Below are 20,441 nucleotides of genomic sequence, written 5' to 3'. Positions count from 1 at the left end.
GATCTGTTTCTCCGGACTACCCAGGAGAGGACCTCACCCCGCGTGACGCCGCCTGCTCTTTAGACCTGACACCTTCGCCGTGCATCGGTCGCCGACGTTGCCGTCGGCTCCTTTTTCATGCCTTCCGTCAGGTCTTCAGAGGGATCATGTCTACGCGTCCTCATATCGTTTTGTCCTGGACCCTTCGGCGCCCGGGTCTTCCTCTGCTCGATGTCCGCTGCGCCGGCTGCCTTTCCGGCCTCGCCAGCAGCGGCGACGGCAAGCTCCGCGTTAATGCCAGACGTAAACTCCTCGACATCGGGCTCCTGATCGCCGGTGTTTCCCGCGACCGCACCAGCAAGATCACCGTTCACGGTGGCGTCCCGGTCCGGTGCCTGGATCCGATCCTGTCGGCGGGCTGCTCGGGCAGATCGTTCGCCCTGGCCGCCCGCGCCGTTCTGGACCCGCGCCTCGCCCAGCGCGGCTGGGGCAGCCTGGAGTGGGACTCGTGCGGGGAACTGGTCGCCCCGCCCCATCTCGAAAGCACTTGGCCGGCCCAAGTTCCGGTCGTCTTCGACGACTCCGTACCTTCTCGCCGCGCACGATTCATCGCCCACGGGGCTGGGCATCAGCCGAGGGGAGACCGCTCGCCGCGCCAAGATCGACGTTCAGTTGAATCGCTGAACCTGCAGGGGCTTCTCGTTCGTCCTGCCATGAGCGGCCGCCGTGGGCCTGAGCCGGCGGGAAGAGCAAGGTGGCCTCGCCCCAGGTTGCATCATGCGGCGGTCCGGGCGCGGTTGCTCATGTGCGGGGGCGATCCAAGGTCAGGCCCGAGAGGATACCGGCGACGGAGGTGAACTCCGGGGGCACACCGCGCACCGATCACTGCGCCGCCGGAGATGCCTGTCCGGCGGCGCAGTGCTCCTCGCCACGGAGCGGTGCTGCGACCGTTCACACCGCGCGGGTCACGGCGTCGGCTGACCACGCTTGTCAGGGGCTCTCACTCCTCGGCCCACATCCCCGGGAAGCGGGCCCGTACCAGCTCGATCAGCTCCGGGTCGGCTTGCCGGATGACCCGGACGGGCCGTCCAACCCGTAGAGCACGTACATGCCGAGCACGTGGGACACCTCGTACTCGTCCGGCCCGGTGTAGCCCAACAGGTCACGACAGAACAGGCAGAAGCGCCGCACCAAATCGAGGTCGAGGTCGACCAGGCCGAGGTCCCGGATCAGCGGGCCGACGGCGTGTAGCGCGTAGTTGTGCTGATCCACCGGTTGCGGCATCCAGTCGGCGTCGATCGCGCCTTGCAACTCGGTGCAGACCAGGTCCGCGATCTGCTCCCGGGCCTCTGGGAAGTGTTGCCACGCGAGGTCTCACACCGGACCGAAGGCCCAGGGCTGAGCCGACATCCGCCATCTCCAGGTAAGCCTGTATCCGATAGGAACAGAACCTCCGGCCGTCACCGCTAGAGGCGAACGCTACCGGTGACGGTCGGAGCTGGCATCCATGTCGGCCAGCGCGGGTAGCGACGGCTCGATGATCGCCCGATCCACTACATGCCGTGCTTCATCGCCTTGTGGGGACTGTGCCCTGCTTGAGTTCCCGGACACTCACGATCTGGTGTACCCCGGGACATGCCTTGTCGTGATTGGATGGCAAGCCTGGCGACCGATGCCAGATCTGTCCATGTCACAGGGAGTGGGTGGGGCGGCATGCGCCGATGGTGGTGGCTCAAGATCCTGGTGGGCCTCATTGTCGGTGCGGCAGTCGGCGTGGCGATCTACTACGCGAGCCTGCTCGACGGGCAGAACCTGTTCATCCTCGCCGGAGCGACCGCGGGTGCTGTGACCGCGGTGGTGGTGCACGCGTACAGCGCAGGTGGGATCCGTCTGACGGACGTGAAGGTGACCGTGCCCCAGCTGAGTGAGCTGAACTTCGTGCTCACCCGCGACACGCAACAGGTCGCCTGGCGGCTGTTCAAGGAGATGACGAGCCGGGTGGCGATCCGCCCCCTGGCGCCGGGCACCGGGCGGCTTCGGGAGGCCCTGTCGTCGTTGCACGCGCTGGTGCTGTTCACGCGGCAGATCCTCGATGAGGTGGAACCGAGCCGGCACGTCGGTGCCGCCCCTTCGGTCGAGCACCTAGCGCTCGCGATGATGAACAACGAACTCGCCCCGTTCCTCTCGCGCTGGCATCCGGAGCTACACCTCTGGGAGCAGGAGTCGCCCGGCAGACCCGAGCAGGAGTGGCCAGGCAACGCCGAATGCCGCGCCGAGCTCTCCGCCATGCAGATGCGGTTGGGCTCATACGTGCTGGGCCTCGGGAAACTCGCCGGCATGAGCGACGAGACGGTCGACGCGTTGCTGCACGGGCAGCTGGCCGGCCATGACCCGGCGTCGACGGACCAGGGACATCTGCCGTCTCAGCGCAACGCCGGCTGACCGCCCATCGGGTTCACGGTCCACGGGCAATCCGATCCGTCCCAACCCTTCGGGACGTCGACAGGGAGGTCGGCTCATCAAGCGCGACGCCTTCATCTCGTACAGCCATCAGCGCGACAAGCAGCTCGCCAAGGCCCTCGAACGCGGGCTGAAGAATCTTGCGCGCCCGTGGGCTCGACCCCCGGTGATCCGCGTCTTCCGGGACACCACCAGCCTGTCGGCCAACCACGACCTGTGGTCATCCATCCTGGCCGAGCTTCAGGAGAGCAAGTACCTCATCTACCTCGCCTCCCCGGAGGCGGCGGCGTCGCCGTGGGTCGGTAAGGAGATCGACTTCTGGATCGCCAACCGGCCCATGGAACGTCTGCTCATCGCGGTCAGCGCCGGAACACTCGTTTGGGACCCGAACGCCAACGACTTCGACTGGTCGCGTACGAACGCGCTCCCGGAGACGCTGCGCGGGAAATTCCCGAACGTGCCGCTCTGGGTAGACCTCGCCGAGGTACGGATCGGTAAAAAATACTCGCTGCGGCAGAGTGAGTTCCGGGACGCCGTCGCCACGCTCGCCGCGCCTCTGCATGGACGTACCAAGGACGAGATCGACAGTGAGGACATCCGTCAGCACCGCAACTTCACCTGGGTGCGTCGTTTCGCCTTCACCGTGCTCGTGTTCCTCCTTGCCGCCGTCATGGGGGTGTCCATCGTCGCCGTGCAGCAGCGAAACGAGGCCCTGGACCGGGCGCACACCTCCGCGTCCCAGGCGATGGCGGCACAGTCCCTGCAACTGTCCGACCAGGACTCGCGTGTCGCCGCCCAACTCGCGCTGTACTCCCATGTCGCCCAACCGACGAGCGAATCCGTGCGGGCCGTCGCCGCGGCGGTGGAGGCAAACCAGCACGTCGTACGCCACTTGCGCGGCGGCGCCAACGCCGTGGCGGGATATCGGGGATCCGCGGGCGGGCCTTCCACGGAGGTGGCTGTCAGCCGCGACGGTTCGACCATGGCCTACTACTCGCACTACGAATCCGACAAGGTGGTCCACCTCTACGACATCCGCACGGGCGCCGAGCGCAGGCTGGACACTGGCTCCGTACCGATGGGTGGGGGGTGGCTCGAATTCAGCGTGGACGCCCGGCTCCTGGCGCTCGAGGTCTGGCCCAATCAGATCGAGGTCTGGGACGTACGGCAGGCGACGCGACTGCGGACCCTGCAGGCCGGCGATCCCACGGAGCTGTCCAACGCCGCTGACGGGCTGTGGGCGACTGCGTTCTCACCGAGCGGACGATGGCTGGCAACCACCTACCACACCTCTGGCACCGAGGATCGCCAGCTCGCCATCTGGGATGCGCGGACCGGTGCGATTCTGGTTCAGAGCGCGAGCCGTGCCGAGCAGTTGGCATTCGACGACCGGGACCGCCTGCTCGCCTGGGAACCGGGTCGGCTCCGTCGTTTTTCACCCAGCAGCCGAGCATGGACCGTCGTCGGCAAGCCACATCAGATCAAGGCCGAGGAGAGACTCGCCGCACTCTTCCCCGACGGCCGGGCGCTGATCAGCACCGACTCCAACGGCAGGACCGAACTGTGGGACCTGATCGCGGGACGGCGGCAGGGAAGCGACCGCGACGGCGGACTGCTGGCGACACTGCCCGCCGATAATCCCGCACAGGTGGTGGGCGCCCGCGGCGGAGCCGTCGAAATCTACGATCCGGCCCTCCGATCCCAGGCGACCCTCGGCTCGTTCGCCTGGCCCGCCACCAGTGTCGCCGCTTCCGGCGACGGCCGGTGGGTCGCTGTCGGAACGGTCGACGGTGCGGTGACCCTCTTCGATGCCGGTGAATCGCATGTCGGCCACGCCGTGCCGACCATGGTGCCGAAGGCGGGCGAACTCACGCCCGACGGGCGGCTCGCCCTGCGTAGGGTCGGCTCGACCACCGAGGTGTGGGCAGCAGCAGACGACGATGTCGGCATCCGACGCCTGGGTACTCTTCCCATCGAGTTCGATCCGATCGACGACGCGATCGCGAGCACCCGAGACGGAACCCGGGCGGTGTTCCTCGACGAGGGAGAGGCGAGCTACACCGCACGACTCACGCTGTGGGATCTCCGCACCGGCGAGCAGGTTGGGAGAGATCAGACCTTTTTTGGCTACGACGTGTCGCTGAGCGCCAACGACGGCATCCATTTCATGGCCGACGGCGTGCACATCGTCGTGCTCGGGCGGGACGGCCCGCTGCTCTTCGATACGCGCACCTGGGCGATGCGGACGATCGGCGCGGAGGACCGCGCGTTCCACGCTGTGGCGGCCAGCGACGACGGCAGCACCCTCGCGCTCATGGACCTCACCACTGCCATCACGGTCTGGCGGTGGACCGACGGTGAGCTGGAGGAGATCCAGACTGTCCCGTTCTCGTCGGAGGCCACCTTCGACGTGGACCTCACGGTCAGCGCGCGAGGCGACAAGGTCGCTCTGCTCGACGGCGACGGCCGGCTGTTCATCGTCGACGTCGAGAGCGGCGAGCTGTCCACCGGGTTGGCGGGGACGGCCGGTGGTCGCGCGACTTTCAGCCAGGACGGCCGCCTGCTCATGCAACCAGTCCTGGCGGGGCCGGAGGTCATGCTCCGATTCTGGGACACGGGCACCGCCGAGCCGGCCGGAAGTTGGACGCTGCGGCGGAGCAAAGACGTGCGGATGACGATGGTGTCCGGGCGGAACCTGGTCACTCTCGCCTCCGACGGATCACTCACCACCTCGACGGTGGACCTGGACGCATGGCTGGACACGCTCTGCGGGCTCGTCGACACACCGAAGCCGTCCGCGCCGTACGACCGTTACCTGAGCGGCCTGGATATCAACGATCCGTGCCACCGTTGAAGCCCGCACGGCGGCCGCTTGTCCCCGTGAGGACGGGGGGCGCCGCAGCGGCGCGGCGCGGGCAGCGGCCACTGGCGCTGTCAGGGAAGTCTGGCCTCCAGCACGCCGTCGACGACCCGTACGGGCAGCACCTGCTGGTCGGTGCTGGCGGGGCCGTGTACGACCTGGCCGTCCTTCAACTGGAACGTGCTGCCGTGCCACGGGCAGACGACGCAGGCCTGCCCGTCGACCTGGATCATCGTGCCCTGCCCGAGCGGCCCGCTCTGGTGTGCGCAGCGGGCCAGCATGACATTGAATTCGGTGCCGTCGCGGTACACCACCACCGGCACGTCGTCGACCTGCCGGGTCAGCAGTTGGGATTCGGGCAGGGAGTCGACCTCGGCTACCCGGCGCCACCCGTACTCGACCCGGTGCATGTCCGGGGCGCCCTGGTTGACCTGCGCGGTCTGCTTGTAGACGAGATGGGCACCGAGATAGCCGCCGGCGCTCACCGCCGCCAGGCCGAACAGGCCGAGCGTACGGCCGAGCTGGTGCTGCCCGCGCAACCGCGCGGCGAGCGAGCCCGCGTAGAGAGCCACCGCCAGGGTATTCGCAGCGGCATGCACCAGCCCGACTCGCCGTTCCTCCTGCCAGAGCCACGACCAGTCGTTGAGGCCGGTCAACGCAGCGGGCAGGGCGCTCGCCGTGCCGACCGCGACCAGGGTCGTGGCGGCCTGCTCCTGTCCGGGCATCCGCCGCCGCCCTGGCAGCAGGTCGAGTACGGCGCTGCTGATCCACGCGCCCATCGGGACCTGCACCAGCGCCGGGTGTAGCGGATGACCCAGCCACACCCCGTGCAGGGCATCCTTGACCCGCTGCGGCCTCAGTATTGCCCAAACCTTGGGCTGTAGCCGGTCCCCGACGGGATCCAGCGCGGAAGCTTGCTCCAGCTTGTTCATCAGTTCCGTGCGCATGGCCGCCCCTTCCCCGTTGCCGAGCGCGTAAACCCGGCCTCCATCGGAGCCGCGCGTCGCACCGGTTCGGCGCGGCAGGCCTCTCGCACCACCGTCAGTCGATTCACCGCCGACGCCCCAGTCACTGCCAGCGACCCCTGCATGTCCTCCGCATCGCGCCGACCCGTATGCGCGCCAGCGGCACCCGCCTCGCGCCAGGTATTTTCGCTGCAAGATCACCGACGACGACAGGAGCAACGAGATGACCGATGTGACCATCACCAACAAGCGCGCCGACAGCTCAGCCAACGAGGACCTGACCAAGCTCGCCCGCCACGGCGCCGACACCTTCGGCTACAAGGCTCACCTGCGTATCGACCGGCAGCTCGCCCAACTCCTGCGCCTGCGGGTTTCTCAGATCAACAACTGCACCTACTGCCTCAACCTCCACTACGAGGCAGCTCGCGACGCCGGCATCCCCCGACCGGTGATCGACACCCTGACCGCCTGGTGGGAGACCGACTTCCACGACGACGCGGCCCGCGCCGCCCTCGCCTACACCGAGGCGCTCACTCGCGTCGCGGATGCGACCGTCGCCGACAACTTCGGTGCCCGACACGACGCGCTCGCTGAGCATTTCTCGCAAGAGGAGATCCTTGAGATCATCGGGATCGTCATCAACATGAACGTCTGGACCCGACTCAAGATGGCCGAGGGTGCCGTCCCCGGTTTCGCCGAGCAGGCGAGGTCGTGAACCGGTTCACCTGCCAGGCCTGGTGACCGCCGCGAGCGACCAGCTCGCCGGGTTGCTGCCCGACGCTGAGCGAAGCGCGTGCGAGGACCATCTAAGGCCATGGACGTTGGTGACAGGACTTGGATCGTGAAGTGGGTGGGGACCTCCGGGTGAGGTGGAGCTTGTCGAAGGTTCCGCGACATCCGGGAGATCCTCGTGCCCCACGCTGACGCACCCTTGACCGAACGCGGGAGACTGCGTCTGGCCCGCGGTCTCGTCGATAAAGCGGGCCGCTGCGTCGATCTCCGCCGACGGCCGGGCCATGTTCTGCGATGTCTACAAACCCGGGCATCACGTACGCCGGCACCGGCCCCTGGAACTGTCGCCAGGGCTGACACCACAGCCACCGCGCGGTGCTCCCGGTCGACTTGTGATCAGGGAGCAGGTGCCTGGACGGGGCCGATGGGGCAGTGCTAGCCGGCCTGGCTGGACTACACGCTCTTTGCCGACCGGCAGGGTGTGTTTCCGGCCGACGCTGCGGAACCCGGCGAGGGACCGAGGACGCAGATCTGTGCTGGCGGCTGGTCGCCGGCGAGCCGGTCGGAGATCAGCTCGACAAGAGGGTCGGTGCGGTTCATCAGGGGCCTCCGCTGGCTGAGGTGAGGGGCCGCGGCCCAGGCAGCGGCAGAGACCATCAGACTTCTTCTGACGCGTGGGCTCGTTCCAGACTGGGGTGTGGCATGGTGCCTGGATGATCGACAGCCGGGCAGCGTCAGAGGCAGATCCGCCACGCCGTGGACCTGGAGGACGACTACGACGACATCGCCCCGACCGTCACCGCCCTGGCGGCATCCGGCGACATCAGCGTCGTGCCGCAGCTGCGCGAGGCACTGGATCAGTTCCTTGACGAGGGAAACTTCTACGGCCGTGACCTGATCGCTGGTGTCTTGGCCGGTATTGAGGGCGTGGAGGCACTGCCGACGCTGTTGCGCGCCTCCGCGCATGATCTTGGTGACGATCAGGACAGCCTACAAGCTGAGATCATCGAACTGCTGCACGCTCATCGCGCAGCCAGCCGACGCATCGTGCTCGACTGCGTCACGGGCGACACCCCCGAACTTCGGCGTGTAGGGCTATGGGCGCTCGGGTTTGTGGCCGAGGCACAGGATATTGAACTGTTGGCCGCTGCATCGGTCGACTCGGATCCAAAAGTCCGGTCCATGGCGGTCGGCTCCATCCCTGATCCGGCCACGAACGACCGGGCATTCGAGGTGCTCGTCACGGCCCTGCGTGACCTGGACGAGCAGGTACGAGTGGTGGCGGCGAGCAGTCTCAGCGCCGCTGCCGGCCGCGCGGACGCCGTAGCGCCACTTGTCGCCCTCGCCGACGACCAGAGCGTCCGCGTCCGCTCGACGGCGACGTACGCGCTTGGCAGGATCGGCAGCGACGAAGCGACCCCGACTCTGCGGCGCCTTCTCAACGACCCCGAGAGGCGCGTCCGCGAGGAAGCGGTCAACGCCCTAGGCTCGATTGGTGGATCGGCGGCGGTAGACGAGCTGCTGGCGCTGGCCGCCGAGGAAGACCCGCACCTGCGCGCTCAGGCCGCCAAAGCACTCGCGAAAGCCGTCGACTCCGATCCCCGCGTGACGGCGCAGCTGACGATGCTGGCGCGTGACGATGAGGCCGCGGTTCGAGCAGCCACGATTAGCGGACTCGCCAGCACCGGCGCCAGTCGATCGCACTGGACGCAACTCCTGGTCGAGTTGGCGGACGACCCCGACCCGCTGGTCCGTCAGCGGATCGCGGTCGTAGCACGACGTCTCGCACCCGACGCCGCTCCAGGCATCCTCCGCCGTTATGTCGACGACACCGACCCGAGCGTGCGCCGACTAGCCGCGACCGAATTGGAGCGATTCGCGTAGACGTAGGTCGCGGGTCACCGGGGCATCGCACCCGCTCTCGTCTACTCCAGCAGCCGATGCGCGTATTCTGGAAGAGCATCGAAGGGGCCTGCCGTGATCCCGACGCTTATGCTCTTCGGCCTTGTGCTCGGACGCTGGTGGCGGGTGTCTCTCATCGCCGCCGCTGCAGGGTGGCCGATCTTGCTTGTTGCGAGCGACGTGGTGAATATCGAGCTGGCGCTGCTGACCGCATCGGGGCTTGCTGTGTCCAACACTGGCGTCGGCGTATTGGTTCATCAAGGCGTCCTGCGGGTGATACGTAACCAACGGCGTTCCAGATCGTCGCAGTCGGGTGCGTGAGGATCCCCGAGCGGCTCGGGCTTGCGACTCGCGGCAACCCCCCTCATGCCGCGAGTCGCGCTGTTGTCAAACGTCATCGGAGCCAAGACGTTGGCATCCCCGAACCCGGACCCGGGCTGGGTGCACCGGTGAAGATCGAGTGGACCCGGGAGTGGCAGGAGACCGTCGCTGATCAGGGCTCGCGGGCGTCGTAGAGGCGCAAGATGCTGTGGCGTAGCGCTGCCGCGGTCTGCGCGGTGGTCATGCGGCCGGCGGCGACTTCGCCGCCGGCCGCATGACCGAGCGCGATGGTCGCGGAGACCAACCAGGCCGGGCTGAGGGTGCCGTCGAACTCGCCGGTGGCCTGGCCGCGCCTGATCAGCCGCTCCAGGCCCCCGTTGACCGCCACATGCTGACGTTCGGAGTCCGCCTGGTCAACGGCGGTCGCCGACGGGTGCAGGAGCAGCGGGTACCGGTCGAACAGCCGCCAGGTGACGTCCAGCCAGCGCAGCAGCGCCTCGGTGACGGTGTCGCTGTCCACGTTGGCGGCGTCGAGGGCGGCGACGGCTTCGGCGGTGATGCGGTCGATGACCGCGGCCACCAGCAGCGGCCGGGAAGGGTAGTGGGCGTAGACGGTTTGGCGGGTGACGCCAGCTGTGGCGGCGACCTGTTCCACCTTCGCGTCCGGATGCCGACCGAGCACCTGGACGGCGGCGTCGAGTACAGCGGCGGCGCTGCGCTCGGCGTCCGAACGCCGCCGCCGGCGCCGACCACCCGTTATCTCTGACATGTTGTCTAATCTACCGCTGAGGATTAGCGTAGACACGTTGTCAAAGGTAAGTCGTTTCAGGGAGATCAAATGACGCCCCGTACCGATCTGACCAGCTATCTAATCCACTATCCGCAGGAAGCGGGGCTGGGCGACGAGGATCCGGCGACCGTGCTTGACCGCTACCACACGCCGGACTATGAGCTGGTCAACGACGGCGTGCTGCTGGACCGGAAGCGGCTGCTGGATCACATCCGTCCAGCCCGCAAACGGGCAGCTGGTCTCCGTGTCGAAGTGGAGCAGGCGCTCGTGGACGGCGACCATGTCGCCGCCCGGTACCGGCTCATCGCGGAGCTGCGTAAGGGTGGCACCATCACCACGGAGATCTACATGTTCGGGGAGTTGGCTGCTGACGGTCGGCTGCGCCGGGCCATCCAAGCCACCCGGACGGTGCCATCCGAATAGCTCCACAGGTACGTCAATCGGCGCCTCGACGCTGATGACCTCAGTGAGGTTCATGCCCGCCGAATTAGGGCTCTGGCTTACCGGGCGTTGAGGTGTCCGCGGGCTTCCGGGTGGTGGCGCAGCGGGTGCGTAGGCGCTGATTGTTGAGCCGCCTTGAGTTGGTTGATTGCCCGAGTACGGGCTTTGTTCGCTGAGTCTTTGGCGAGTTTGAACAGGCGCAGTGCTTCAACTGCACCGTTGGTCGTCTTTGCTGCGGTGGTTGCGCGACCGGCCAGGACCGCGCGGGGGCGGCTTCGGCGTCGATGGCGTCCGTCTTGCCGCTTTAGCGGCGCGTGGCTCGGTCGGGTGGTTGACCTCGATGACGTTGATGCCCCGGTCGTGTAGGTGTCGGGTCAACGCGGTGCCATTAGAGCTGGTGCACTCGATGGCGGCACGCTGCACCGTGCCGTGTGTCCGCGCCCAGATAAGCAGTTGTTCGTAGCCGCCGTTTTCCACTCCGACAGGGGCGCAGAATACGGCAGCGGCAGATTTCTCCGACGCCTGCCAGCGGCACGGCATCCGCCGCTCAATGGGCGTGCCGGCTCGTCGTACGACTACACCCTGGCCGAAGCGTTCTTCGAGGTCGCGGCATAACCCGGTGTTCACAATCCGGGGGAACCTCACTTCGCTGTCGGTTGACTGCCGCCGCGCCGAGGGCCCGGACGGATGGCAGACCGGCCTGCGTAAGCTCGTCCGTCGCCTCACGACCCGCTCCGCCGTAACCCGCTGGACGCTCAGCTGCTCGTCTCCGAGATATCCGTGGCTGCCGGGAGCGGCCGTGTGCCGGGCGGTCGGGGTGCTTGAATGATGCGCTCGAGCAGGCTGCGGGCGGCCGGGTTCATCGGCCGGGACATGTCGCGGTATGCGGCTACCCGGCGGCCACAGTTGCCCTCGATTCGGCGTACCCGCACCCCATTGGTGTCGGCGATGTGCACGGCAAGCCAATTGGTCACGCCAACGCCCAGCCCCGCGCGGATCAGCTCGACGAGCGTTTGCGGCTGGTTGGTCGCCTGTACGGGTTCGAGCTCGAAGTTGTGCTCTCGGAAGAGCCGGTAGACCTCGAACTCCGACGACTGCGCGTCGTCGAGGCGGCCGATGGAGATCAGCGGGTACGCCGCCACGGCGGCGACGGTCAATGGTTCCGGGAGTTCGGAGAGTGGGTGCTCCATCGGGTGCAGCACCACCAACGGTTCCCCCCACAGTGGATGGCCGACGACCGAGGGAGCGGTTGGCGCAGGTGACATCGGGCGGAGGCAGACGTCCACCTCGCCGGTTGTCAATGCCTGGTCGAGATCCAGCGTCGCGCGCTCGACAAGCACCACCTTGACGTCCGGGATGGTCCTGGAGACGTCGCGTAGCAGCGTCGGGATGAAGGCCGCGCTCGCGCTCGGGTAGCACCCGAGCGTGACGACTCCCCGCGCCCCGCCGCGCCATGGCGCCATCGCCGCCTCGGCTGCCACCAGCTCGCGCAGCACCGCCCGAGCGTGCACCGCGAGCACGGCGCCGGCCTCGGTCAGCGCGACCGGCCGCTTCCGGCGGTCGAACAGGGGTAGTCCCACCTCGCGTTCGAGCGCGGCCACGTGCATGCTCACTCGGGGCTGAGAACGGTGTGTCGCTTCCGCCGCGGCCACGAAACTTCCTGTGTCCACCACCCCGAGGAAGGAGACGAACCACTCTAGTCGGGTATCCGTCCTGAGCACCTAGAACCCCCTTGCAGGCCAGGCACGCCGTTGACTCGTACGTCTCGGCAGGGACCGGCATCGGTAGAGAGCAATCAAGGATGTGAATGCCATCATCCGTAACTCGTTCTTAACAGCCGGTGACGGTCGAGGCTAGCGTCTGCCAACACGAACCTAGGTCCATCGTTACTGCCTTGTTACGAGACTCGATCGGTCGCAGCCACCGACAGTCCCGCTGGTCGACTCTGCCCGTCGATCTCGTCGGAAGGAGCCGTGGGCACGGAATGCGATGTGCGTCCGGGCGGTGTCCCGGCAAGTGGTAGCTGGCCACTGTCGACAACTCGTGAATTCGAAGCCGATGTCGGACCCGACATGGCCGGTCCGACCGCGACCGTGTTGATGACGCGGTCACTCACTGACATGCACCGACGATCGAGAGGTACGCATCATGGCGCAGTCCCGTCGGGACGTCCTCAAGCAAGGCGCATCACTGGCGGCCGTCTCGGCCGCCGGTTTGACCATCTCGGGTAGCGGCGCGCCAGCCGCGGCCGCTGCCGGGGGCGAGACGGTCACCACCGGGCCGAGCGGCGTGGCCTACCCGTATCTGAAGTGGCCCGAGCAGGTAAAGGAGAGCGCGAACACGCCGCGCCTCTGCCAGTGGTTCTCCCGCAATCCGAGCCAGGCCACAGTACGTCGCTGGCGGCAGGCCGGAGTCACCGGTGCCCTGATCACCAACCCTCCGCCGCTGCCCTGGACCGCGGCCACCCTCATCGCCGACCGGCAGCGGTTGGAGGCGGCTGGTCTGCACATAACTGCGTACTTGATCAACATCACGGACAGCATCGTGCGTGGTCAGGACGGCCGGGACCAGCAGATCGAGTACATCAAGCAGTCGTTGATCGCGGCCGGGCAGGCCGGCATCCGCGTGGTCGAATACAACTTCTACGTCCACCGCCTCACCGAGGGCTACTACGAGCTGATCGACAACGAGGATCGGCTGGGCGCCGGCTACACGGCCTTCGACTACCACCGGGAGGTCGACGGGGTCGCGGTGAGGGACCTGCCGCCGCGCCCCGGCACGCCGCTGCTGACCTACGAGCAGATCTGGGACAACTACAAGTATTTCCTCGACCGGGTGATCCCCGTGGCCGAGGCCGCCGGGGTGCGCCTGGCCGTGCACCCCAACGACCCGCCCGCGGTGATCAGCCGCGGCAACCCGCAGGTGCTCGCGTCCGTCGCGGACTGGAAGCGGCTCATCGACACCTACGACAGCCCGTCCAACGGCCTGACCGTGCACGCGGGAGTGACGCCCGAGGTCGGCCACGACGCCGTCGAGTTCCTGCGCTACGTCGGTGCCAAGGACCGGGTGAACCACATCCACTACCGCAACGTGACCGTGGACAAGCCGCGCGAGCGGTATGCGGAGGTGTTCCCCGACAACGGCGAGACCGACATGTTCGCGTTCATGCGGGAGCTGGTCCGCCAGGGCTACGACCGCGGCGTCCTCGCCGAGCACCCCCGGGCACTGGACTTCGACCGCGAGAACGGATCGATCGTCGGCCAGTACGCCGGGGTCGGCGGCGGCGGGCACGGCGGTGAGCTGTACGACACCGGGTACGCGCGGGCCATGCTCCAGGCGGCGCTGATCATGGAGCGCGGTCGCAAGCCGGTGCTCGACGACGCCGAGGCGCTGGTCAACCGCTTCTACGCCGCCGGCGCGGTCAAGCTCGCCGACCGGGCCCGGATGCAGGCCAACCTGACGGCAGCCGACCGGCTGGCCGAGCAGAGCGAGGCCGCGATCGACCGGTTCGCCGATGTGGCCGAGGACGTCGAGGACGCGGAGGCCCGGGCCTCGCTGACGTCGATGGCCGCGTACCTCAAGGCCCAACTGCCCACCTGAGCAGCCGTGGGCGCGGGAGGCGGCCCGCGCGCCGGCTCCCGCTGCCCGGTTCCACCGGAAGGAACGCGTCCATGCCCGAGATCCTGTTCGACGAGTCGGCCAGGCGGCGCCTGCAGCGAGGCGTCGACGCGCTGGCCGACGCCGTCCGGGTGACTCTCGGTCCCCACGGCCGGACCGTCGTGCTGGGCCGCCCCGGTGGTGGCCTTCCGAGCGTCACCGCCGACGGCGACACCGTCGCTGCGGGCCTGAGTCTGGACGATCCGTACGCGAACCTGGGCCTGCGACTGGCGCGGGAAGCCGGTGAGACCACCAGGAGCCACGTCGGTGACGGCGCGACTACCGCGATCGTGCTCTGCCAGGCGATGACGCGGCACGGACTGCGGGCGATCGCCGCGGGAGCCTCTCCGGTTGCGCTCAAGCGCGGCATCGGGAGGGCCGTCGACGCGGTCGACGCGCATCTGCGGGGCCGGGCCCGACCCGTCGCCGGTGTGGCCGACCTCGCCGGGGTCGCCACCAACGCCGTCCGGGACCGGGAGTTGGGGGAACTGGTGGCCGCCGCACTGGACAAGGCCGGCCCGGACGGCGTGGTGACGGTCGAGGCGTCCGAGGCAGCCGGCACGGAGATGGATCTGCTCGACGGACTCCGACTACCGGCGGGCTACCTGAGCCCGTACATGGCAATGGATCCACAGCGGATGATGGCTGTCCTCGATGACCCGTACGTCCTGTTGCACGACGGGCGGATCGACGCCCTCGCCGAGCTCCTGCCGCTGCTGGAGCGGGTGGTGGCGACCGGACGGCCGCTGCTCGTCATCGCTGACGACGTCGTCGACGACGCCCTGGCCACCCTGCTGTTGAACAACGTGGAGGAGTCGCTCCGCAGTGTCGCCGTCAAGGCACCGGAACTCGGCGGCACCCGCATCGAGACCCTGCGCGACGTGGCGGCCCTCACCGGTGCCGAGCTGATCGCCCCGGAGGCCGGCCTGCGGCTGGGACGGGTCGGACTCGAGGTGCTCGGCAGTGCCCGCCGCGTCGTCGTCACCCGCGACGACACCACCGTCGTCGGCGGTGCGGGCGGCGAGGCGGCGGTGCACCAGCGCATCCGGCAGATCCGGACCCGTCTCGCCGAGGCCACCTCCGACTGGGAACGGGACCGGCTGCGCGTGCGGATCGCCCGGTTGGCGGGCGGGGTGTGTCTGCTTCGGGTGGGTGGCCATACCGAGGTCGAGCGGGAGGCGCGGATGCAGCGGGTGGAGCGCGCGCTGTCCGCCGGCCGGGCGGCGGCCCGCGACGGTGTGATCGCCGGCGGCGGGGCCGCGCTGGTGAAGGCCGGGACCGCCCTGGACGGTTTGCCGGCCCTGGGCGACGAGCAAATCGGGGTGTACGTCGTCCGCGAGGCGCTCGCCGAGCCGCTGCGGTGGATCGCGACCAACGCCGGCGCTGACGGGGCGCATGTCGCCGCCCACGTCGCCTCACTGCCCGAGCAGATCGGATACGACGCGCGCAGCGGCGACTACCGCGACCTGCTGGGCGAGGGCATCGTCGACCCGGTGTCGGTGGCGCTTCGCGCGCTGCGCACCGCGGCGTCGGTGACGGGGGCGCTTCTCACCACCGAGGCGGTCGTGACCGGCACAGCGAGCAGCCGGACGGTCGACTTCTACGTGGGGCACCGCCACGGCGAGGACGGTCACCACCACGGCCACGAGCACTGACCACGCGGGCGGTCCGGTCGGGTCCTACGGATGGGCGGCGGCGCGGGAGGGGGCCGAACCGCATGGGTCGGCCCCCTTCTCGGTACCTGGTCCGCCGCCGCGGCGTTGGGGGTGCGACGGCCGCTCGCGTGTCAGCTCCAGATGCGGTCGTGGGAGTTCGCCTTGTCCCATTCCGGCGTCGGGTTGAAGTATCCCTCGGCGGGGTCCATCCGGCGCTTGACCTCCTGCTCGTTCAGCTCGACACCCAGGCCGGGCCCCTGCGGCACGGTGTAGAAGCCGTCCTTCACCAGCGGCTTGGCCGGACCGTTGATGATGTTGTCCCAGCCTTCGACCTCGAACGAGTGGTTCTCCAGCGCGACGAAGTTCTGGGTCGCCGCGGCGATGTGCACGGCGGCCATCGCTCCCACCGGCGACCCGGCGTAGTGCAGGAACATCGGGACGCCGTGTTCTTCGGCGTAGTCGCCGATCTTCTTGGTCTCGAGGATGCCGCCGGCGGTGGCCGGGTCCGGGTGGACGATGTCGACGGCCTCGGCGTCGATGAGCTCCTTGAACGCCTCGAGTCCGTAGATGTCCTCGCCGGTCATCACCGGTACGTTCGTCGACTCCCGGAACTGCTTGAACTGCTTGGTGTACATCCACGCCACGACGTCCTCCATGTACGCCGGCGTGTACTCCTCGAGGCGTTGGGCCAGCTTGATCTGGTCGTTGATGCCGAAGTGTCCCATGTGGTCGTGGCCGATCGGTACGCCGTAGCCGACGGCGTCGCGCACGGCTTCGACGTAGTCGGCCATCGCGTCCAGGCCCTTACGGGTCAGCTGGACCCTGGTGAACGGGTGCAGGGTGGCGCCGTACCCGCCGGGAGTGAAGTTGTACTGGGCGAGGTCTCCCGGCCACAGGTTCCTGCCGTTGAAGGCTCCCTTGACGTCCTGGATCATCTCGATGCCGAGGTCCATCTTCAGGAAGGTGTAGCCCTCCTTGACCCGGTCCTTCATGCGCTGGGCGTAGGTCTTCGGGTTGTTCGACACGGCGGCGTCGGCGTAGGCGCGGACACGGTCGCGGTACTTCCCGCCGAGCAGCTGGTAGACGGGCACCCCGTAGGCCTTGCCGGCGATGTCCCAGAGGGCCATCTCCACGGCTGACACGCCCCCGCCCTGGCGGCCGTGCCCGCCGAACTGCTTGAGCATCTTGAACAGCTTCTCGACGTTGAGCGGGTTCTGGCCCACCAGGCGGCTCTTCAGCAGCAGCGCGTACCGCCGGTCGCCGTCGTCGCGCACCTCACCCAGGCCGTACAACCCCTGGTTGGTGTCGATCCGGACGATCGTGCTGCGGAACGGCACGCCGCGCAACGTGACGGTGCGCAGGTCGGTGATCTTGAGGTCCGACGGGCTGGAGGTCTTGGACACGTTCTGCGTGGCGTACTCGACCTGGTCCTCCATCGGCGACGACACCAGTCCCGCCAGGCTCAGCCCGCCCGCGCCGGCCGCGGCCATGCCCAGAAACCCCCGTCGTCCGAGGTTCGAATTTGCTGTCATGAGGTTCTTGCCCTCTCTGTGCGCTTTCAGAAATCGGGTAACAGGATCGGAAACGGGCCCGACGGCGAGGCCGGCGGGACGTGCCACAGCTTCTCGGCGAACCCGTGGTTGTCAATGCCTTACGCTTCTGGCCTCGTTCCCTTCTGGCGTCGCGCCGCACCCGGCGGTGATTTGGTCGAGCGATGGACGGGCCGCGACTCGCCGAGTCCCGGCCCGCCGGAAATGGTCAGTGAAAGAGCTTGTCGGCTCGGCCCGGGGGATGATCGGTTGTTTGTGGGGCCAGATGCTATAGGTATGCGCCGCGGCCGGTTAAGTTCGAGTTACGGATCCGATCATTCGGATATCGAATCGGCGCTGACAGTCGGTGTCGACAAGCGCCTATGTCAGCGGTTGTCGCTGTCTCCGCTCGACGGGACGTTCCCGCCGAACGCCGGCACGGCCGTCGTACGCACCCCGGTCCTCGCCGTGACCGGCGCTGGGGTGCCCGGCCGCCGGCAGCTGCCAGGCATCGGGTCCACCCGGCCGTTCATGGTGCACCGACCGGGTTGGCGTCCGGTGTGCCCCGGTGCGCGTCGGCTTGTCACGCCGCCGCCATCCGTTATGCGGATACGCCCATTTGATTTCCGTTGTTAACGGCCGGCAACAACTCGCCTAGTCTCGTCCGCACCACCAATGGTGGGACCAGCCCGGCGAGAGGTGAGGGGACATTGTGCCCGTGACGGAAGAGACGCCGCCGATGTTCCGCCTGGACGGCCGGCGTGCCCTTGTCACCGGCGCCGGCACCGGGATCGGACGTGCTATTGCCTTGGGCTTTGCGGCTGTCGGCGCCGAACTGGTTCTGCTGTCCGAGCGCGACGACCTCTCAGAGGTGACGGATCAGGCGCGGGCGATCGGTGCTCGGGCGTCGACAATCCAGTTCGATTTGTTGGACATCGCCGGTCGGCCCGCGTTCGTCGAGTCGCTGTTCGATTCCCACGACATCGACATTCTCGTCAACAACGCGGGCGTGATCCGCAGGGCGCCGGCCGAGACGTTCAGCGACGGCGACTGGTACGAGGTGATGGAGGTGAACGTGCACGCCGCGTTCCACTTCGCTCGTACCGCCGGCGCCCGGATGCTCCAGCGCGGCGGCGGAAAGATCATCAACATCGCGTCGGTACTCAGTTTCCAGGGCGGCATGTTCGTCCCGTCCTACGCGGCGAGCAAGCACGCGATCGGCGGGCTCACGAAGGCGCTGGCCAACGAGTGGGCCGGCCGCGGGATCAACGTCAACGCCATCGCCCCGGGTTACGTCGAGACGGCGGTGACCGCCCAACTGCGTGCCGACCCGGAGCGCCGGGCCGAGATCACCGCCCGGATTCCCGCCGGCCGGTGGGCCACGCCGGAGGACATCGTGGGCGCGGCGGTCTTCCTGGCCTCCGACGCGGCCGCCTACGTCCACGGCCACATCCTCGTCGTCGACGGCGGCTGGCTGTGCCGTTGACCACCAACAACCGCAACGAAAGGAAGACCACGTGCTTGTCGTGCCGCCCCAGGAGATGATCGACGCCTATCGGACCCTGGCCACCGCGTCCGTCGCGGATGCCGTCGAGCAGTTCGGGGTCCGCGGATACCTGACCGGCGACATCCGGCCGATCCTGCCCGGCAAGCTCGTCGGCCCGGCCGTCACCGTGCTGGAGGAGCCGTCGGAGACCGTGGAGCCGCCGACGTACGCCCTGCGCGCGATCGAGGAGTCGGAAGCGGGCAGCGTGATCTGTATTGCGGCCGGTGGGGCCGACGTCGCGGTGTGGGGCGGGCTCATGGCGGCCGGCGCCTCGGTGCGGGGCATCGGTGGTGCCGTCCTCGACGCGTGCGTGCGGGACGTGGAGGAGATTCGGCGTGACTACCCGAACCTGCCGATCTACGCCCGGGGCAGTGTCCCGGCGACCACGGTCGGGCGTTACCGGACGGTGTCGTTGAACGAGCCGGTCGACATGGGCGGCGTGACCATCTCTCCTGGTGATTTGATCGTCGCCGACAGTGATGGCGTGGTCTGTGTCCCGGCCGCCCGGATGGCCGAGGTGCTGCGGGCCGCGCAGCTCATCGAGGCGCGCGAGCGGGAGCAGACCAGGATGATCCACGAAACGGGCTCCCTGCTCACCGGCATCGCGAAGCACAACCGGGTGTGAGGTCGCGATGCACGTACTCGCCCTCGGTGAACCGCTGCTCGAATTCAGCTCCGTAGCGGACCAGTCCCTCGACGAGGCCGAACAGTTCTCGGTCGGCTTCGGCGGCGACACGTCCAACGCCATCATCGCGGCAAGCCGGTCGGGCGCGAGCACCGGTTACCTCACCCGCATCGGCGACGACGGGTTCGGCACCGCGCTGCTGCGCCTGTGGGAGCGCGAGGGTGTCGACACGACCCACGTCGTGCGGGAGCCGGGCGGACGTACAGGCATCTACTTCATCTCCCGCGACAGCCGCAGCAGTTCCTTCACGTACTACCGGGCCGATTCGCCGTCGAGTCGTCTCAGTCCGCGGGACGTTCCGCTGCCGGCCATCGAGGCGGCAGCGGCCCTGCACGTCTCCGGGATCACCCAGGCGATCAGCACGTCGGCGTGTGACGCCGCCTTCCACGCGATGCGCGCCGCCCGCAACGGATCGACGCTGGTCAGTTACGACCCGAACTATCGACCTACGCTGTGGCCACTGGAACGAGCCCGGGCGGTCATCACCCGCAGTGTGCAACTGTGCGATGTGGCGCTGCCGAACATCGAGGAGGGCCGGCTGCTGAGTGAGCGCACGACGCCGAACGACGTCCTCAGGTGGTTCGTGGCTCTCGGCCCCCGGATCGTGGTGCTGAAGATGGGCGAACAGGGCGCGCTGCTCTGGCACAAGGACCAGGTCAGCGCGATCCCACCGCACCCCGTCGTGCCCGTGGACAGCACCGGCGCCGGCGACGCGTTCGACGGCGCCTTCCTGGCCCGCCTCGTCGACGGGGACTCCCCGGTCGAGGCCGCACGCTACGCCGCGGTCGCGGGAGCACTCACGACGCAAGGTCACGGAGCGGTCAACCCGATTCCTCGTCGCGACGCGATTATGACCGCGCTGCACGAAGAGGGCGTCGGTCGACCACTAGCGGAGGGTGATTCTGTTGTCATATCGTAG

The 20,441-nt window shown here is 68.3% G+C and carries 17 protein-coding genes and 1 pseudogene; 12 read left to right on the top strand and 6 right to left on the bottom strand.

Annotation, left to right across the window (positions count from 1 at the left end; all coding sequences use genetic code 11):
- Window positions 1-59: 59 nt before the first annotated feature.
- Window positions 60-608: a hypothetical protein gene (locus AB0F98_RS15605; protein ID WP_357734915.1), complete on the bottom strand. Its 549-nt coding sequence runs from the start codon at window positions 606-608 to the stop codon at window positions 60-62.
- A 418-nt stretch (window positions 609-1,026) separates the two neighbouring features.
- Window positions 1,027-1,251 (bottom strand): hypothetical protein, encoded by a 225-nt coding sequence (locus tag AB0F98_RS15600; protein ID WP_357734912.1) that lies wholly within the window; start codon window positions 1,249-1,251, stop codon window positions 1,027-1,029.
- A gap of 441 nt (window positions 1,252-1,692) precedes the next feature.
- On the opposite strand from AB0F98_RS15600, the gene AB0F98_RS15595 reads away from it, so the two are divergent.
- Together AB0F98_RS15595 and AB0F98_RS15590 are read left to right on the top strand one after the other, a co-directional pair.
- Window positions 1,693-2,421, top strand: a complete 729-nt coding sequence (locus AB0F98_RS15595) for a hypothetical protein (RefSeq protein WP_357734909.1) — start codon at window positions 1,693-1,695, stop codon at window positions 2,419-2,421.
- Complete coding sequence (locus tag AB0F98_RS15590) at window positions 2,366-5,293, top strand: TIR domain-containing protein (RefSeq protein ID WP_357734904.1); 2,928 nt, start codon at window positions 2,366-2,368, stop codon at window positions 5,291-5,293. Before AB0F98_RS15595 ends, AB0F98_RS15590 begins: the two co-directional genes overlap by 56 nt.
- 80 nt (window positions 5,294-5,373) lie before the next feature.
- Here the strand turns inward: AB0F98_RS15590 and AB0F98_RS15585 are convergent, their stop codons facing one another.
- Window positions 5,374-6,246: a Rieske 2Fe-2S domain-containing protein gene (locus AB0F98_RS15585; RefSeq protein WP_357734901.1), complete on the bottom strand. Its 873-nt coding sequence runs from the start codon at window positions 6,244-6,246 to the stop codon at window positions 5,374-5,376.
- A gap of 241 nt (window positions 6,247-6,487) precedes the next feature.
- Between AB0F98_RS15585 and AB0F98_RS15580 the strand changes: the two genes are divergently transcribed.
- The 3 genes from AB0F98_RS15580 to AB0F98_RS15570 all read left to right on the top strand — a co-directional run bounded on the left by AB0F98_RS15580 (window position 6,488) and on the right by AB0F98_RS15570 (window position 9,219).
- Window positions 6,488-6,979: a carboxymuconolactone decarboxylase family protein gene (locus tag AB0F98_RS15580; protein WP_357734898.1), complete on the top strand. Its 492-nt coding sequence runs from the start codon at window positions 6,488-6,490 to the stop codon at window positions 6,977-6,979.
- Window positions 6,980-7,752: 773 nt separating this feature from the next.
- Window positions 7,753-8,880, top strand: coding sequence for a HEAT repeat domain-containing protein (locus AB0F98_RS15575; RefSeq protein WP_357734896.1), 1,128 nt, complete (start codon window positions 7,753-7,755; stop codon window positions 8,878-8,880).
- Window positions 8,881-8,973: 93 nt separating this feature from the next.
- Complete coding sequence (locus AB0F98_RS15570; protein ID WP_357734894.1) at window positions 8,974-9,219, top strand: hypothetical protein; 246 nt, start codon at window positions 8,974-8,976, stop codon at window positions 9,217-9,219.
- Window positions 9,220-9,391: 172 nt separating this feature from the next.
- Here AB0F98_RS15570 and AB0F98_RS15565 read toward each other — a convergent pair whose 3' ends face one another.
- Window positions 9,392-9,988, bottom strand: a complete 597-nt coding sequence (locus AB0F98_RS15565; RefSeq protein ID WP_357734892.1) for a TetR/AcrR family transcriptional regulator — start codon at window positions 9,986-9,988, stop codon at window positions 9,392-9,394.
- Window positions 9,989-10,057: 69 nt separating this feature from the next.
- Here AB0F98_RS15565 and AB0F98_RS15560 point away from each other — a divergent pair, with 69 nt between their 5' ends.
- Both AB0F98_RS15560 and AB0F98_RS15555 read left to right on the top strand, forming a co-directional pair.
- On the top strand, window positions 10,058-10,432 hold the full coding sequence (locus AB0F98_RS15560) for a nuclear transport factor 2 family protein (RefSeq protein WP_318399210.1): 375 nt from the start codon (window positions 10,058-10,060) through the stop codon (window positions 10,430-10,432).
- 486 nt (window positions 10,433-10,918) lie between these two features.
- A pseudogene (locus AB0F98_RS15555) lies at window positions 10,919-11,053 on the top strand (IS3 family transposase); the annotation flags it as partial.
- Window positions 11,054-11,205: 152 nt separating this feature from the next.
- Here the strand turns inward: AB0F98_RS15555 and AB0F98_RS15550 are convergent.
- Window positions 11,206-12,171 carry a LysR family transcriptional regulator gene (locus AB0F98_RS15550; protein ID WP_357734888.1) on the bottom strand — a complete coding sequence of 322 codons (966 nt, stop codon included), beginning with the start codon at window positions 12,169-12,171 and terminating at the stop codon, window positions 11,206-11,208.
- 427 nt (window positions 12,172-12,598) lie between these two features.
- On the opposite strand from AB0F98_RS15550, the gene AB0F98_RS15545 reads away from it, so the two are divergent.
- Window positions 12,599-14,050: a mannonate dehydratase gene (locus tag AB0F98_RS15545; RefSeq protein ID WP_357734885.1), complete on the top strand. Its 1,452-nt coding sequence runs from the start codon at window positions 12,599-12,601 to the stop codon at window positions 14,048-14,050.
- A 71-nt stretch (window positions 14,051-14,121) separates the two neighbouring features.
- A complete protein-coding gene (locus AB0F98_RS15540; RefSeq protein ID WP_357734882.1) occupies window positions 14,122-15,762 on the top strand; it encodes a molecular chaperone GroEL in 1,641 nt (546 codons plus the stop codon).
- 131 nt (window positions 15,763-15,893) lie between these two features.
- Here AB0F98_RS15540 and AB0F98_RS15535 read toward each other — a convergent pair whose 3' ends face one another.
- Window positions 15,894-17,252 (bottom strand): mandelate racemase/muconate lactonizing enzyme family protein, encoded by a 1,359-nt coding sequence (locus AB0F98_RS15535; protein WP_357734879.1) that lies wholly within the window; start codon window positions 17,250-17,252, stop codon window positions 15,894-15,896.
- A gap of 757 nt (window positions 17,253-18,009) precedes the next feature.
- Between AB0F98_RS15535 and AB0F98_RS15530 the strand changes: the two genes are divergently transcribed.
- The 3 genes from AB0F98_RS15530 to AB0F98_RS15520 are packed head-to-tail and all read left to right on the top strand — an operon-like array spanning window position 18,010 to window position 20,441.
- A complete protein-coding gene (locus AB0F98_RS15530; RefSeq protein WP_357734876.1) occupies window positions 18,010-18,777 on the top strand; it encodes an SDR family oxidoreductase in 768 nt (255 codons plus the stop codon).
- A 31-nt stretch (window positions 18,778-18,808) separates the two neighbouring features.
- The gene (locus AB0F98_RS15525; protein WP_355142519.1) at window positions 18,809-19,462 is read left to right on the top strand and encodes an RraA family protein; all 654 of its coding nucleotides are present in this window, start codon (window positions 18,809-18,811) and stop codon (window positions 19,460-19,462) included.
- Between the two features lie 7 nt (window positions 19,463-19,469).
- Window positions 19,470-20,441 (top strand): sugar kinase, encoded by a 972-nt coding sequence (locus AB0F98_RS15520; protein WP_357734872.1) that lies wholly within the window; start codon window positions 19,470-19,472, stop codon window positions 20,439-20,441.

It is taken from the genome of Micromonospora sp. NPDC023737 (assembly GCF_040639715.1).
GTDB lineage: Bacteria > Actinomycetota > Actinomycetes > Mycobacteriales > Micromonosporaceae > Micromonospora.
This window is presented reverse-complemented; position numbering and strand designations above follow the sequence as displayed.